Origin of the sequence: Nocardia concava NBRC 100430 (genome assembly GCF_000308815.1) — a bacterium.
GTDB classification, from domain to species: Bacteria; Actinomycetota; Actinomycetes; order Mycobacteriales; family Mycobacteriaceae; genus Nocardia; species Nocardia concava.
Window position 1 is genome coordinate 22,159 of record NZ_BAFX01000206.1, and the last position, 14,198, is coordinate 36,356.

General features: G+C 68.3%; 15 protein-coding genes. 10 read left to right on the plus strand and 5 right to left on the minus strand.

What is annotated here, in order from left to right; all coding sequences use genetic code 11:
• Positions 1–4 precede the first annotated feature (4 nt).
• The 3 genes from ON43_RS41605 (at position 5) to ON43_RS41615 (ending at position 2,281) form a co-directional block, all read left to right on the plus strand.
• Positions 5–742 (plus strand): polyprenyl synthetase family protein, encoded by a 738-nt coding sequence (locus tag ON43_RS41605; RefSeq protein ID WP_051180236.1) that lies wholly within the window; start codon positions 5–7, stop codon positions 740–742.
• Between the two features lie 274 nt (positions 743–1,016).
• Positions 1,017–1,841 carry a hypothetical protein gene (locus ON43_RS41610; RefSeq protein ID WP_040816607.1) on the plus strand — a complete coding sequence of 275 codons (825 nt, stop codon included), beginning with the start codon at positions 1,017–1,019 and terminating at the stop codon, positions 1,839–1,841.
• On the plus strand, positions 1,841–2,281 hold the full coding sequence (locus ON43_RS41615) for a hypothetical protein (protein WP_040816608.1): 441 nt from the start codon (positions 1,841–1,843) through the stop codon (positions 2,279–2,281). Before ON43_RS41610 ends, ON43_RS41615 begins: the two co-directional genes overlap by 1 nt.
• Before the next feature lie 9 nt (positions 2,282–2,290).
• Here ON43_RS41615 and ON43_RS41620 read toward each other — a convergent pair whose 3' ends face one another.
• Entirely contained in the window at positions 2,291–3,103 is an 813-nt protein-coding gene (locus ON43_RS41620) for an SAM-dependent methyltransferase (RefSeq protein ID WP_040816609.1), read from the minus strand.
• A gap of 101 nt (positions 3,104–3,204) precedes the next feature.
• Here ON43_RS41620 and ON43_RS41625 point away from each other — a divergent pair, with 101 nt between their 5' ends.
• On the plus strand, positions 3,205–4,317 hold the full coding sequence (locus tag ON43_RS41625; RefSeq protein ID WP_245569099.1) for a cytochrome P450: 1,113 nt from the start codon (positions 3,205–3,207) through the stop codon (positions 4,315–4,317).
• On the opposite strand, the gene ON43_RS41630 is transcribed toward ON43_RS41625, so the two are convergent.
• Both ON43_RS41630 and ON43_RS41635 read right to left on the minus strand, forming a co-directional pair.
• The gene (locus tag ON43_RS41630) at positions 4,304–5,035 is read right to left on the minus strand and encodes a phosphatase PAP2 family protein (RefSeq protein ID WP_083914409.1); all 732 of its coding nucleotides are present in this window, start codon (positions 5,033–5,035) and stop codon (positions 4,304–4,306) included. The two genes, ON43_RS41625 and ON43_RS41630, sit on opposite strands and share 14 nt — an antisense overlap.
• A 53-nt stretch (positions 5,036–5,088) precedes the next feature.
• Entirely contained in the window at positions 5,089–5,694 is a 606-nt protein-coding gene (locus tag ON43_RS41635) for a TetR/AcrR family transcriptional regulator (protein WP_040816703.1), read from the minus strand.
• A 122-nt stretch (positions 5,695–5,816) separates the two neighbouring features.
• On the opposite strand from ON43_RS41635, the gene ON43_RS41640 reads away from it, so the two are divergent.
• Entirely contained in the window at positions 5,817–6,623 is an 807-nt protein-coding gene (locus ON43_RS41640; protein WP_040816611.1) for a methyltransferase domain-containing protein, read from the plus strand.
• Between the two features lie 16 nt (positions 6,624–6,639).
• Here the strand turns inward: ON43_RS41640 and ON43_RS46660 are convergent, their stop codons facing one another.
• Positions 6,640–7,398: a QcrA and Rieske domain-containing protein gene (locus ON43_RS46660; RefSeq protein WP_051180241.1), complete on the minus strand. Its 759-nt coding sequence runs from the start codon at positions 7,396–7,398 to the stop codon at positions 6,640–6,642.
• A 40-nt stretch (positions 7,399–7,438) separates the two neighbouring features.
• Here ON43_RS46660 and ON43_RS46665 point away from each other — a divergent pair, with 40 nt between their 5' ends.
• From ON43_RS46665 to ON43_RS41670, 5 genes are all read left to right on the plus strand, one after another.
• Positions 7,439–7,576, plus strand: coding sequence for a hypothetical protein (locus ON43_RS46665; RefSeq protein WP_167333512.1), 138 nt, complete (start codon positions 7,439–7,441; stop codon positions 7,574–7,576).
• A gap of 166 nt (positions 7,577–7,742) precedes the next feature.
• A complete protein-coding gene (locus tag ON43_RS46670) occupies positions 7,743–8,762 on the plus strand; it encodes a hypothetical protein (protein ID WP_245569105.1) in 1,020 nt (339 codons plus the stop codon).
• Positions 8,759–10,210, plus strand: coding sequence for an FtsW/RodA/SpoVE family cell cycle protein (locus tag ON43_RS41660; RefSeq protein WP_051180244.1), 1,452 nt, complete (start codon positions 8,759–8,761; stop codon positions 10,208–10,210). Before ON43_RS46670 ends, ON43_RS41660 begins: the two co-directional genes overlap by 4 nt.
• A gap of 45 nt (positions 10,211–10,255) precedes the next feature.
• Positions 10,256–11,329 carry an amidohydrolase family protein gene (locus ON43_RS41665; RefSeq protein WP_040816612.1) on the plus strand — a complete coding sequence of 358 codons (1,074 nt, stop codon included), beginning with the start codon at positions 10,256–10,258 and terminating at the stop codon, positions 11,327–11,329.
• Positions 11,330–11,730: 401 nt separating this feature from the next.
• A complete protein-coding gene (locus tag ON43_RS41670) occupies positions 11,731–13,113 on the plus strand; it encodes a condensation domain-containing protein (RefSeq protein ID WP_086008122.1) in 1,383 nt (460 codons plus the stop codon).
• A gap of 51 nt (positions 13,114–13,164) precedes the next feature.
• Here the strand turns inward: ON43_RS41670 and ON43_RS41675 are convergent, their stop codons facing one another.
• On the minus strand, positions 13,165–14,166 hold the full coding sequence (locus tag ON43_RS41675) for a polysaccharide deacetylase family protein (RefSeq protein WP_245569109.1): 1,002 nt from the start codon (positions 14,164–14,166) through the stop codon (positions 13,165–13,167).
• Positions 14,167–14,198: the final 32 nt, after the last annotated feature.

A 14,198-nucleotide genomic window follows, 5' to 3' on the forward strand; every position in this document is an offset into this window, starting at 1 on the left:
TGCCATGAGTTCGTCGACAGCGGCCGATCCCGCCTTCTCCCACCGGGAAGGCAAGCGGGACAGCGTGATCGGACCCGGTGACCGCGCCCGATTCCTCTTACGCCGGGCCCAGTGCCTGACCACACCGCTCATGCGGGTCGCGGTCGACACCCTGCCCGAGGAATTGCGGGTGATGGCCGGATACCACCTGGGCTGGTGCGCCGCCGACGGCTCGGCCACCGCGGACCGCGCGGGCAAGGGGCTGCGGCCCGCGCTGGTCCTGGCGGCCGCCGCGGCCGCGGGCGCTCCACCGCGCGCCGCCCTGCATGCCGCCGCCGCGGTCGAGATGGTGCACAACTTCACGCTGATTCACGAGGACGTCATGGACGGCGACACCGAGCGCCGCGGCCGCCCGACGGTGTGGCGGCTGTGGGGCGTCGATGACGCGGTGCTGGTCGGGGACGCCTTGCACAGCCTGGCGATCTGGATCCTCGCCGATGGCCCCGCGGCGGCGCTGGGCGCGATCGCCCGGCTCGAGGACGCGGTCATCGAGGTGTGCCTGGAGCGGGACAAGGGTTCGGCCCTGCTGTCGTGCGCGTGTGCTGTCGGTGCGCTGTCCGCCGGTGCTCCCGCGGAGGTGGTGGCGGCTCTGGATCGGTTCGGCCGGGAGCTCGCGGATCCGCGATCGGGCGCGAGCGTCGAGCCCGGCCTGCCCGCCGCCGATTTGCTGGCGCTGGCGGATTGCGTCGGCGCGCGGCGATAACAAATTCGACCGGACGGTTCATATTGCGCGGCAATATCTTTCCGTGATGCAACGGTCAAGCGCACTTGACTCGAACTCGTGGGACTAAAGTAATCAATTCACCGGAATCCATTGCTCCAAAACAGCTGGGCTGTCACGATATCCCACACGCGGTGAGCGGGGCTCGGTGCGATTCACCGTCGAAATATCAACCAGGCGTGCGCTTTTCGCACTCGGTTTGTTTCCGGCTGCCACTACGCCTATTTCGCCATGCCTATTTCCCAGGAGTTCGAGCATGACCACGGGAACTGCCGCCGGATCCGGGCGGCTGCCGGCGCTGGGCCACGAATCCGCCGGGGAATTGGTCCGGGAATTGGCGCAGGCCGCGGTCACCACGCGCACCGGGGTGCTGCGGGTGGCCGGGGAGCCGGGCGGAGACCTCTATGTCGTTCGCGGCCTGGTGGTCACGGTGGATTCGCCCGGCGCGCCCGGGGTGCGCGCATTGCTCGCGCGCCCCGGGCGCACCTCCACGGGACCGGCCGACCGGCATGTGGTGGCCATGATGGCCGCGCTGGACGGCTGCTTCGCCATCGCCTCGGGCTGGATCGGAAGTTGTTGCTGGCAGCCCGATTCCGCGCCGGACGGGCCCGAGGATCCGCCGGTGCCCGGCGTCGAACCCGGCTGGCTGCTGCTGGAGACCGAACGCCGGCTCGGCGCGCTCGCCCGCGGGCGCGTCTCGCCGCACCGCAATCACCTGCTGCTCACCGAGCGCGGGCGCACCCTGCTCAGCGGTCCCGGCGGCGGGCGGCGCCGCGAGATCCTGCTCTGGGCCAACGGCCGGCGCAGCTGCCGCGATATCTCGATGTTGTTGTCCCGCAGCCTGTATGCGGTCACCGTCGAGGTCACCCGGATGCTCGAGGACGAACTGCTGGCCATCGCGCCGGTGACGGTCGAACCGCCGGTGGCCGAGATCGAGCCGAACCGCACCGGCGCGGTCCGCTTCCTGCTGCCGCGCCGCCGCCGCGGCGCCAGCGGCATCAACGACACATTTCCGCCGCGCCCGCCCCAGCCCGCGCGCGGCCAGCGACTCCTGACCCCGATAAGAACAGAGAGGGCGTAATGAACACAACGAGCGGAGCCGGCGGACCCGGCAGCATGACCGACCGGGTCGCGACGCTGGTGAAGGTGCTGAGATCGGAGGTGCCCGACTGCATTGCCGCGGGCGCGATCGATATGGCCACCGGCATGCTGCTGGCGGTCGAGACCGTCGACAACCATCCGCAGGAGGTGCTCGATCTATTGGCCGCGGCCACGCTGGAACTGTTCCAGGGCCGCAATGTGGTGATGATCGAGAACATCTGGAAGGAGCGGCGCGGAATCCGCTTGGAACGTCACTACTTCCAGGAGATTCTGGTCAACAGCGACAACCTCACCCACCTGTTCGTCCGCACCGAGAGCCGCGAGGACGTGGTCGTGGTGGTGGTGTGCCGCAAGTCGGTCAATGTCGGCATGCTCTTCGCGCAGGCGCGGCGGGTGCTCAAGGACATCGGCAGGCTGTGATCGAGGCGCTCAGGGAATGCGCGCCACGCCGCCCAGCATGCTGACCGCCTCCGGGCGCGGATGCGGCCGGTATTCCTCGGGCCGCCACAGGGTCACCGCGGTGATGCCCGGCGGGACCAGGGCGCACCCGTCGAAGAACTTGGCGAATTCCGCGCCCGAGCGGAGCCGGAACGGGACGCCGCTGCGCTGGTTGGCCTCGGTCGACCGGGCCAGGTCCTCCTCGTCGAGGTAGTCGCTGGTGGCGTGGGACATGACCAGGAAGCTGCCGGGCGCGAGCGGCTCGGTGAGCTGTCTGATCAGTTCGTAGGGATGGTTGTCGTCGGTCATGAAATGCATGACGGCGACAACCATGAGCGCGACCGGTTGGCTCAGGTCCAGGGTGGCCCGCAGGTCGGCATGGTTCAGGATGGCTTGCGGATCGCGGAGATCGGCGTCGATGAAGGCGGTCTTGCCCTCCGGGGAGCTGTTGAGCAGATCGCGGGCGTGCAGCAGCACGATCGGATCGTTGTCGACGTAGACGATGCGCGATTCCGGGGCGATGCCCTGCGCGATCTCGTGCACATTGCCCGCGGTGGGCAGGCCGCTGCCGATATCGAGGAACTGGCGGATGCCGGCCTCGGCGGTCAGGTACGCGGTCGCCCGGCGCAGGAAGTTGCGGTTCTCCACCGCCGCGAGCTGCACCGTCGGGAAGGCCTCGGCCACGGCGTCGGCGGATTCGCGATCGGCGGCGAAATTGTCCTTACCGCCGAGCCAGTAGTCGTACCGGCGCGCCGGGTGCGGCTTGGTGGTGTCGATCCGCTCCGCCGCTGAATCCGAGTTCACTTCGCTCCCAATTCTTTTCGGCTAGTGTCTGAAACATGGAGTTGCGCTATAGCCCATACGATTTCGCTGTCCACGCCGATCCGTATCCTTACTATGCCAGGTTGCGTAGCGAGGCCCCGGTTTACCGCAACGAGGACGACGACTTCTGGGCCCTCTCACGCCACGCCGATGTGCTCGCCGCGCTGCGTGATTCCGAGCGTTTCTCCAGCAAGAACGGCCTGCGGATGGAGCCGGCGTTCTGGGGACCGCAGGCCGAGCGCTTCTTCTCGTTCGTGGCCATGGACCCGCCCAAGCACACCCGGCTGCGCGGCCTGGTGGCGCGCGCGTTCACCGCGCACCGGGTGCAGTCGCTGGGGCCGCGGCTGCGCGAGATCGCGGTCGGCCTGCTGGAACCGCTGCTGGCGCGCGGCAGTTTCGATCTGATGGCCGAGTTCGCCGGGCCGTTCCCGACCGAGGTGATCTCCGAACTGGTCGGTGTGCCCGAGAACGATCGCGAAATGCTGCGCAAGCTCGGCATGGAGATCATGTACACCGAGGAGGAGTCCACCGATCTGCGGCCCGAGGCCATGCAGGCCATCGGCGCGCTCGTCGGCTACTACACCGAGCTCACCATCGAGCGCGCGAAATCCCGTCAGGAGGACCTGCTCTCGGGTCTGCTCGACGCCGCGGACGGGGACGACCGGCTGACTCCCGAGGAGATCGTCGGTGTCCTGATCCTGCTGATCGGCGCGGGCATCGAGACCAGCATGCTCACCTTCGGCAATGCCTGGCATGCGGCTTCGCTGCATCCCGACCAGCGGCGCCAGGCCCTCGACGGGCGCATCGACGCCTGGATCGCCGAGTCGATGCGCTGGGATCCGGCCACCCAGGCCCAGCTCCGCACCACCGTCGAACCGATCGAGCTGCACGGCGTTTCGATTCCGGCCGAGGCCCGCATCCTGCTGCTCACCGGTGCCGCGAACCGCGACCCGGAGGTCTTCGCCGACCCCGACACCTACGACCTGGACCGCGACACGTCGGCGTCGCTGGTGTTCGGCAGCGGGCGGCACCATTGCCTGGGCTCCAACCTGGCTCTGCTCGAACTGCGCACGGCCTTGACCGAAATCGCCGCCCGGGTCAGCGATTTCGAGGTGGACACGGCCGCTTCGAAGCGCATTCACGCCTCCAACAACCGGGGCTTCGCGAGCCTGCCCACCACCGTCACGCTGCGCTGATTCCGTTTTCGCGGTCCGGGCTTCGCTTTTCGATGCCCCGGCGGATTCGCCGGGGCAGCACGGTGAGGCAGAAGGAGAGCCAGCACAGGCCGACCAGCCATCCGGCCAGGACGTCGGTCGGCCAGTGCACGCCCAGGTAGAGGCGGGACAGGCCGACCGCGATCACGAAGACGGTCGCGAGGACGAGCGCGGCGACGCGGGTCACGCGGCCCCAATAGGGCAGGGCCACCGCGACCAGGATCCCGAACACCACGGTCGAACCGAGCGCATGGCCCGACGGGTAGGAGTGGTTGGTCTCGGTGACCAGGTGGTCGATCACCGGTGGCCGATCGCGGCCGATCAGCAGTTTGCCGAAGTAGGTCAGCGCGCCCGCGCCGAGCGCGGCGATCGCGATCAGGATCGCCTGCTCCCAGTACCTGCGCCAGGCCAGCACGACAACCGCCAGGGTCGCGTAGATCGCGACGGACGTGGTGTCGCCCGCGGTACTGACCGCCTTGGCGAGAGCGGTCCAGGTGTCGGTGCGATGGTCGATGAACCATTGCAGCCAGGCCGAATCCGGTCCGGCCGGGCCGTTGTACCAGAGCACCACACAGGTGAGCACGAGGATGGCCGAGGTCAGCGCCAGCATGACGAGTACACCGACGAGGGTGCGGTCGGGGTTACAGGTGGGGAAGTGCGCCGGGGTCGCGGCTTCCTCTGCTGGCGGTGCGGACGGCATACCTTCGAGGTTGCCACGTCATCGCTGAGAGGATGTTGAGAGCCGGGCAGAAATCAGCCCCCGGGCCGCAGCAGGCCCCGATTGACCAGGCCGAGCACCTGCGAGACGGCGAAGTCGATATCGGCTCGGGCGGTGGGCAGCGAGCCGTCCAGAAGCAGATCGGCCAGTCCGTGAACGGCCGCCCACGCCGCGATCTCCGCGCCCGGCCGCAACTCCGGATCCATCAGCCCCGCCGCGGCCGCCTCGTCGAGGACTTGGCCGAGGACGCGGTGCGGGTCGTCGGCGGGCTCCGGCGGTGCCGTCGCATGCGCGCCGAAGGCGGTGCGGAACAGCCCGGTTCGGGTCAGCGCGAAATCGATGTAGGCGGTGCCGACCGCGTGCAACCGCATCCGCGGATCCTCGGCGCGTGCGACGCGCTCGCGCATCTCGGCCGCGAGTTCGGCGCGAGCGTGGCGGGAGACCTCGGCGAGCAGGGCCTCGCGATCGGCGAAGTGGCGGTACGCGGCCGAATGCGAGACACCGGCCGCGCGGGCGACCTCCCGCAGCACCACACGATCCGGCCCGCCCTCGCCCGCGAGCGCGATGCCCGCCTCGACGAGGGCCGCACGGAGTGCGCCGTGGTGATAGGTGGCCCGTCGCTCGGGACCCGCTGAACTCATGGGAGTCAGGATCGCACAGTTCGCGGAGATGTTGACGGCGGTCACATCGGCTCGCATACTGGCAGATGTGACCAGTGGTCACTCTCCGGCCCGCGCCCAGCCTTCGAATGAAAAGTGCTGATATGAACGACATCTCAGTCGACTCGCCCTACTCCTCCGGCGTCTCCCGGATCGACATCGAAAAGGCCCTGATCGCGGCCGGACGCGACCTCGACGCACTACAACTCACCGACCTCGCCCTGGTGGAGGACTTCCACACCATGGGCCGGATCGCGACCGGGGGACTGGCCGAGCTCGCCGCTCTCACACCGCGGACGAGGGTTCTCGATGCCGGCAGCGGAATCGGCGGCACCGCCCGCTACGTCGCGGACACCTACGGCTGCCAGGTGACCGCGGTCGACCTGACCGAGGACTACTGCGCAACATCGCGCTGGCTCAACGGCCTGGTCGGCCTGGACGACCGCATCGTCGTGCAGCAGGGCGACGTCACCGAATTACCGTTCGCAGATGGCACTTTCGATGTCGTGTTCAGCCAACACGTCCAGATGAACATTCCCGACAAGGCCGCGCTATACCGTGAGGCGCACCGCGTACTGGATACCGCTGGTCTACTTGCCATTTGGGACATCACCAGCGCCGAGGACGCCGTCCCGTCCTACCCGCTACCCTGGGCCGACCACCCGGACCAGAGCCATCTGATAACACCGGCCGACCTACGTGCACTACTCGAACGCTCGTCCTTCACGATCGAACACTGGGACGATCTCACCGACCAGGCCGCCACCATCATGCGAATGGTGCTAGCCACCCCACCGAACCCCGTTGGCCTGCAAGTATTCGTACCCAATTTCGCCGAAAAGATCGAGCACCTGACCCAGGGCCTCGCCGACGGCCGCCTGCGCGCCATTCGAGCTATAGCGGTCAAGTAAGTCCGGTGCGACGACCTCAGCAGCCCAGGCAGCCGGGCGGGACGATCTCGCACCACCAGGGTTTCGGGGGTGGGATGGGTTCATTGGGGTCGCCCGCTCCGGAGACGACCCAGTCGCCCTGTACGGATACCTCACGGCCGTCCAGGGAACGGGTGGCGGGGCCGGTGGCGACGGAACCGTCGAGGTTGAACTTGCTGCCGTGGCAGGGGCAGTTGATGGTGCCGCCGGAGATCTCGTTGACGGCGCAGCCGAGGTGGGTGCAGATGACCGAGAGCCCGACATAGTTGCCCGCATTGGGCTGTGTCACAACGGTATTGCCGACGATCAGGCCGCCGCCCACCGGAATCTCGGAGGTGCGGGCGAGGGCATTGTCGGGTGCGCCGGGCTCGGTCACCGTGACCGGGGCGGGCTCGGCGGCCTGCGGTTGTTCGGCGGCCGGTGCCACCGGTGGCGCGGGGGCTGGACCCGCTATCAGTTGTCCCGCTTGCACATTGACCTCACGCTCCGCGAGCCCGCGAGTAGCGGGACCGCGGATCAGGGATCCGTCGAGCGCGAATTGGCTTCCGTGGCAAGGGCAATTGATGACGCCGCCCGAGATGGAGTTGACCGCGCAGCCCTGGTGTGGGCACACCGTCGAAAAGGCAAGGTAGTTACCGGCATTCGGCTGGGTGACCACGGTGTCGCCGAGGATCACGCCGCCGCCGACCGGCACCTGGGAGGCGGCCGCCAGGACGGTCCCGTTCAGCGGGGCCGGACCCGGTTCCGCCGCAGGCACTTCCGAAGTGGGCGATGGCGTCGTGGTGGGCGGTGCGGTGGTGAGCGGAGCGCCAGTGGTGGTGGTCGTCGCGGTGGATGTGGTTGCGGCTGTCGGCGACGTCCCGCGCTGCGTCGTGCAAGCGGCCGCCGCCATCACCACCCCCGCCGCGACGACGATCTCCCTGCGCCCTATGTGATCGACACTCATGGTGAACCTCGATTGCTCGGCACGCCGATGTGGTTGAAACGGGACAGCCCCTGATTCGGTTCGATCGTCACGATCACCGGTTCTGTGTCACGGTGGAAATCGTGTTCGGCGAGCGTGTGGCGAAGATGAGGTGGCGGCCGGGATCCGGGCGTCTGGTGACGATCATGGCGGTCTGTTTCGGCCTCACCGTGGTGATCACCCGCCTGTACCTGATGGCCTCGGGCTATCCCAAGATCGGCGGCAAGACCTACCACATCGCACACGCCCTGTTCGGCGGATTACTGCTGGTCATCGCCTGTCTGGTGGTTTTCCTGTTCGCCGGGCGCGCGGCGCTGAACACCGCGGCCATGCTCTCCGGCGTCGGACTGGGCCTGTTCATCGACGAGGTCGGCAAGTTCATCACCTCGGACAACGACTACTTCTTCCCGCTGGCCGCGCCCATCATCTACCTGGCCTTCCTGCTGATCGTACTGGTCGCCCGCTATGCCGCGCGCAGCCGGATCCGCCCGCCCGCGCTGGTGCTCGCCGATGTCACCGCCCAGGTCGGCATGGATCTGGGCGCGCCGATCAGCCTGGAACAACGCAACTATCTCCTCGACAACCTCGACCGCGTGGACCGTAGCGGTTTCAGTCCCGACACCGTGCAACTCTGCGACGCTCTCGGCGCCTACCTGCGCACCACCCACCGGCGGGCCGAACCCTCCCGTTTCGCCCGGCTGGGGCGCGTGCACCGGCGCTTCGAAAACACACTGCTCCCGCAGCGACTGATGGCGGCCCTGCTCATCGCGGTGCTCATCGGCCATGCCGCCTGGACGCTGCTGCGGCTGGTGCTGGCCGTCATCGTGCTCGCGGGCTGGCATTCGCCGTGGACGCCGCTCAACCATTTCCTCGATGTCACCCAGAATCACGGATGGAAATCGTTGGTGGGCTTGGGCATCGCGGCGGTGGCCGAGCTGCTCGTCGGCATCGGCTGCGCGGCGGCCGCGTGGCAGTGGATCCGCGGCCGGGTCGATATCGGTGTCCGGTGGGGCATCTGGTCCAACATCTTGTCCCTGACCGTGGTGAACGTGCTGGCAAGCTATTTCAGCCAGTTCCTGACCGTGTTCACCGCCATAGCCGAAGCCCTGCTGCTTTGGCTCCTCATCCGCTACCGGACGCGATACTGTTCGGTGTGAGCGCATTTCGGCACAGCCCTCCCCCGGCGAAGTCGAGAGGGCGGGTTCCGCGCAATGCCGAGCTACTGCTGTGCGTGGCGGCGCTGGCCCTGACCGCCTTCGCGTATCTGGCCATGACCTCGGCCACCGGCAACGGCATCGACGGCCAGGGCATCCGGGCGTTACTGGTTTTCACGGTGTTCGTGCTGGTGTCCCATCTGGCCGTGCGCCGCTGGGCGCCCGCCGCCGACCCGGTGCTGCTGCCCTGCGTGGTGCTGCTCAACGGCGTCGGCCTGGTGCTCATCGACCGGCTCGACCGCGCCGAGGCGACCACCGCCAAGAACGCGGGCAAGGCGATCCCCTCCTCGGATTCCGCGCATCAGCTGATCTGGACCGGCCTGGGCATGCTGCTGTTCGTGCTGGTGCTGGTCCTCATACCCGACCACACCAAACCCGCGCGCTACGGCTACACCTGCGGTCTGGCGGGCGTGTTCCTGCTGCTCATCCCCGCGCTGCTGCCGTCGCGATTCAGCGAGGTCAACGGCGGCAAGAGCTGGATCCTGCTGAGCGGATTCTCGATTCAGCCCGGTGAATTCGCGAAGGTGCTGCTCATCATCTTCATCGCCGCGTTCCTGGTGGCCAACCGGGAACTGTTCACCGTCGCCGGAAAACGCTTCCTGGGCATGACCTTCCCGCGGCTGCGCGACCTCGCCCCATTGCTGCTGGTCACCTTCGTCGCGGTGCTGGTACTCGTCTACGAGAAGAACCTGGGCTTCTCGCTGCTGATCTTCGGGACCGTGCTGGCCATGATGTACATCGCCACCGGGCGGGCGTCGTGGCTGCTGATCGGCCTGGCCATGTTCTCCGTCGGCGCGATCATCGCCTACAACCTGTTCGGCCACGTGCGGGTGCGCGTGCAGGTGTGGGAGGACCCGTTCGCCACGTATTACACGACGGGATACCAGATCTCGCAGGGCCTGTTCGGCATGGGCACCGGCGGCCTGGCCGGGACCGGGCTGGGCAGCGGGCGGCCGCAGGACGTGCCGTTCGCCAAGACCGACTTCATCATCTCCACCATCGGCGAGGAGCTCGGGCTGATCGGGTTGGGCGCGGTGCTCGCGCTGTTCCTGATCCTGTGCGTGCGCGGTTTCAGCGCCGCCCTCACCACCCGCGACGCCTTCGGCAAGCTGCTCGGCGGCGGGCTGGCGTTCTCCATCGGCTGGCAGCTGTTCGTGGTCGTCGGCGGTGTCACCAAACTGATTCCGCTGACCGGTCTCACCACCCCGTTCATGTCCTACGGCGGATCCTCGCTGCTGGCCAACTACATCATTCTGGCGTTGCTCATCCGCATCTCCGCCGACGCCCGCTCGGCCCCGCCGCCGCCCACCCGGCCGGTGCCGACCGTCCCGCCCATCGCCGAGGCCATGACCGAACACGTGTCGCGTCGTCTACTGCCACGCCGACGCTGAGCCAAACCCTGTGCCGCCCGGCCGCAATGGGTGGAAGCTGTTCGGGTGACATCTTCAAGCCCAGCGGGTCGGACCGCGCTCGACAATGTCCGAGTCTTCGACGGCCGCACCCTCAGCGAACCCACCACCATCGTCATCGACGGCCCGGTCCTGGGCACCGACGACACCGGCGCGCAGCGCATCGACGCGGCGGGCGCGTTCCTGCTCCCCGGCTTCATCGACGCACATGTGCACATCAACGACGCCGAATCTCCCGGCCGTTTCACACCTTTCGGCGTGACGACCGCGCTGGACATGGCCAGTGACCCTGACGTTGTCGCGAGCCTGCGCAATACGCTCGGCACGACCGACATCCGCAGCGCGGGCATGGCCATCGTCGGCCCCGAAGGCATGCACAGCACCTTCCTGCCCGAACCCGCCGTCATCCGCACCCTCGACCAGGCCGAACCCATGGTGGCCCAACGGCATTCCACCGGTTCGGACTACATCAAACTGGTCCTCGAGGCCCCGGGTGAGGGCGGCCCCGATCCCGCGGCGGCGAAAGCCGTTGTCGCCGAGGCGCGCGCCCGTGACCTGCTGGTCATCGCCCACGCGGCATCGGTCGGCGCGTACGAGCTGGCGATCGATCTCGGAGTCGACTTCATCACGCACGTACCCGTGGGATATCCATTGCCCCAGCACGATATCGACCGCATCGCAGCCGAATCCCGCGTGGTAGTCCCCACCCTCACCATGATGGAGGGCATGGCCGCCGCCCGCGGCGTCCCCCAGGCCTTCGACGCCGCCCTCGCCAATGTCACCGCCCTGCACGCCGCGGGCGTCCCGATCCTGGCCGGCACCGACTCCAACGCCTCCCCGGGCGTCCCCGTCAACCCGCCCTTCGGCGAAAGCCTCCACTACGAACTGGAACTCCTGGTCCGAGCGGGCCTGTCCCCGCTCGAAGCCCTCAACGCCGCAACTGCGCTGCCCGCCCGCCACTTCAACCTCACCGACCGAGGCGCCATCACCCCCGGCCTCCGCGCCGACCTCGTCCTCCTCGAAGCCAACCCCCTCGACGACATTACTGCGACCAGGCGAATCCGCCAGGTCTGGTCCGCGGGCATCCCCGTCCCCCACTGACATTTCAAGATCAAGGAGCTCTCACCGCGCCGATTCGGGCAGATTTCAGCAGTGAGAGCTCCCTGATCTTGTTATGGGACGCCCGAATTGCGTCAGCGTCACGCCTGGGACAGCGGGCTGCCTGCTGGTTTCCTGGGCTAATGATCGCGGTTGCGACCGCCAGTGACCCTCGTCTCCTTTCTCGATCAGCGGAATAGCCGGGCCGTTGCTACCGTGGGCCGGATCGTCGTCGCGCAGTGCTGCCGGGCTCTCCGGCGACGGTGTGTGATTCGTCGAAAGCTGAGAGGGCGGCGTCGATGGTCGGGCCTGTTGCTGTCTGGACTGGGCCGCTGGAGCGGCGCAAAGCCACTGACGTGGCGGAATTCTTGCATGTTGTGGAGGAGCCGGAGCCACTGCGGCGGATGCCGCGGTCGCCGCGGATTCCGCTGGCGCCGGCGCAGGAACGGATGTGGCACGCCGCGGCCGCCGGGCAGTCCGCTGACTGGAATGTTGCTCGAGCATTTCGAATTCGTGGCGCGGTGGTGAATACGGCGGCGCTGCGAGCGGCCATCGACGATGTGGTGCGGCGGCACGCGCCGCTGCGGACCTGCTATCCCGCGACCGCCGACGGTCCGATCCAGATGGTCATGGACGCCGATGTGGCGCGCGTGGATGTCCGCGTGGTCGACAGCTTTCCGGGGGAGCTGACCGAGCGGATCGCCGAATTCTCCGGCCGCGCCTTCGATCTCGGGACCGAGCTGCCGATCCGCGCTCGCATCTACCGGCTGGGGAGCCGGGATGTGGTGCTGGCGTTGGTGGTTCACCACATCTCGCTCGACGGCCAATCCATCGGCCCGCTCATGCGCGACCTGGTCACCGCCTACCTCGCGCGCGGCGCGGGCCGGGCACCGGACTTCATTCCGCTGCCCGTCGACTTCATCGACTACACGCTGTGGAAGCACGAGTACCTCGGCGCGTTCGACGATCCGTGCAGCCGCGCCAGCACCCAGTTGCGGTACTGGGCCAACAATCTCGTCGGCCGCCCGATTCCGCTCGAATTGCCTTATGACAGACCGCGTTCCGCGCGTCCGGATGCCTCCGGCGATATCGTCCAGGTGCGCTTCGACGCACCCCTGCACGAGGCTCTGCTGGCCCGTGCCAAGCAGGCCGGGGCCAGCCTGTTCATGTTGCTGCAGACCGCCTTCGCGCTCAGCGTCGCCGCCTTCGCCAAGTCCACGGACGTGACCGTCGCGACCGCCGTCTCGGGCCGCGACGACCCGCAGCTCGCGGATCTGGTCGGCAATTTCGCCGACGATGTCCTGCTGCGCATCCGGATCGACCGCGCCACCGATATGAACGATCTGATCGATCAGGTCCGTCGGGTCGCGCTGACCGCCTTCGCCAACCCGGACACCCCGAATCCTCGGCTGCAGCGCAGCCTTCCGCAGGACCCGGCCCACCCGCTGTTCCAGGCGACCCTCATCCTGCAGCGCGCCGACGCCGCCCCGCCCGCGGCCGCAACCGGCGGCATGTCCATCACCGAATTCCCGACCGGCGTCGTGCGCGCCAAACACGACCTGGAATTCGGCCTCACCGAGAACTACGACCACACCGGTGCGCCCATCGGAATCACGGGTCCGTTCCTCTATCCGACCGCCCGCTTCGACCGCGCCACCGCCACCCGCTTCGTCGAAACCTTCGGCACCATGGTCGAACTCGTCGCCTCCGGATACTCCGGGCCACTCACGGCGCTGCTGCATCCCGAGCCCCGCCGCCGCGGTCGGCGCGGGAATCGCGGCCGCTGATCCGGACTCGGCCACCCACCGGGTGATCGGACTGTTCGTTGGCCGCGCAGGTCAGTAAGGCTGGGCCCTAGTAGACCAGCGGGCTCCCAGCTGATCGGCTTGGGCGCGGGGGAATGAGATGTGTGCGGGGTCGCCGTCGGAGGTGTAGCGGGCGTCGGGGTTGGCGGCGAGCCAGTCGAGCCAGTAGGCGGAGTCGAAGGGGACCGGGGTGCGGCCGGAGCGGATTCGGGGGAGGGCGGCGGGGTTCATGGTGGCGCTGGCGGGGGAGGGGGCGGGGTTCGCGCCGACCAGGAGTACCGCTTCGAAGGTGTAGGAGGTTCCGTCCCAGGTGCCGGAGGTGGCCAGGGCCTGGTCCGAGGGGTAGACGCCGAGCGGGAGGGCCATCGAATGGAGGGGCGTGCCCGGGGCGGCGGTGGTGATCGCGCGGACGTTCTGGACGAGTTCGCGTTGGACGTCGGTGGCGGGGAGCCTGCCGAGGTTGGCGTGGGTGGCGGTGTGGGCGCCGATGTCGTAGCCGTGGGCGGCCAGCCACGGCAGGGTGCGGGGGTCGTCGCCGAAGGGCTCGTTGTTGACGTAGAAGGTGGCGGTGGCCGCGAAATCCGGGTGGCGGGAATGGAATTGCTCGAGTAGGCCGACCGCACAGTCCGGCGTGGGGTCGCCGTGATCGGTGAGGGTCAGCTGCGGGCGGGTCGAGTCGTCGAAGGTGAAGATCACCGGGTGGGTACCGGCCGGGAGGTCGATGGCGCCGGACAGGTACCGGGCGATGGTGATCGGGCGGTAGCCCTCCGCGTACAGGCGATCCAGCTCGGCCGTGAATTTCGTTGGCGTCTGGTCGTATTCGCTGCCGGGCTCGGCCTCGACGCGGTGGTACATGAGGATCGGGATCTGCCCGAGCTCGTTGGCGGCGACGGCGGCCGGGTCCGGTGGGCGGGAGGTCGGGGCCGGGGTGGTGGTGGCCGCGGGTGGCGCGGTGGCCGTGGTTCCCCCGCATGCGGTGGCGGTCGCGCACAGTAACGCCGCCGTGACCATTCGCAGCATGGTCGAGCCCTTCATCGCCGCAACGCTACGCGGCGACAACGGTTTTG

Bases quoted from the DNA above. Each gene is read 5' to 3' on its own strand.
- ON43_RS41605 (WP_051180236.1), top strand. From the start codon at position 5: ATGAGTTCGTCGACAGCGGCCGATCCCGCCTTCTCCCACCGGGAAGGC.
- ON43_RS41610 (WP_040816607.1), top strand. From the start codon at position 1,017: ATGACCACGGGAACTGCCGCCGGATCCGGGCGGCTGCCGGCGCTGGGC.
- ON43_RS41615 (WP_040816608.1), top strand. From the start codon at position 1,841: ATGAACACAACGAGCGGAGCCGGCGGACCCGGCAGCATGACCGACCGG.
- ON43_RS41630 (WP_083914409.1), bottom strand. From the start codon at position 5,035: ATGCCGTCCGCACCGCCAGCAGAGGAAGCCGCGACCCCGGCGCACTTC.
- ON43_RS41635 (WP_040816703.1), bottom strand. From the start codon at position 5,694: ATGAGTTCAGCGGGTCCCGAGCGACGGGCCACCTATCACCACGGCGCA.
- ON43_RS41640 (WP_040816611.1), top strand. From the start codon at position 5,817: ATGAACGACATCTCAGTCGACTCGCCCTACTCCTCCGGCGTCTCCCGG.
- ON43_RS41670 (WP_086008122.1), top strand. From the start codon at position 11,731: ATGCCGCGGTCGCCGCGGATTCCGCTGGCGCCGGCGCAGGAACGGATG.
- ON43_RS41675 (WP_245569109.1), bottom strand. From the start codon at position 14,166: ATGAAGGGCTCGACCATGCTGCGAATGGTCACGGCGGCGTTACTGTGC.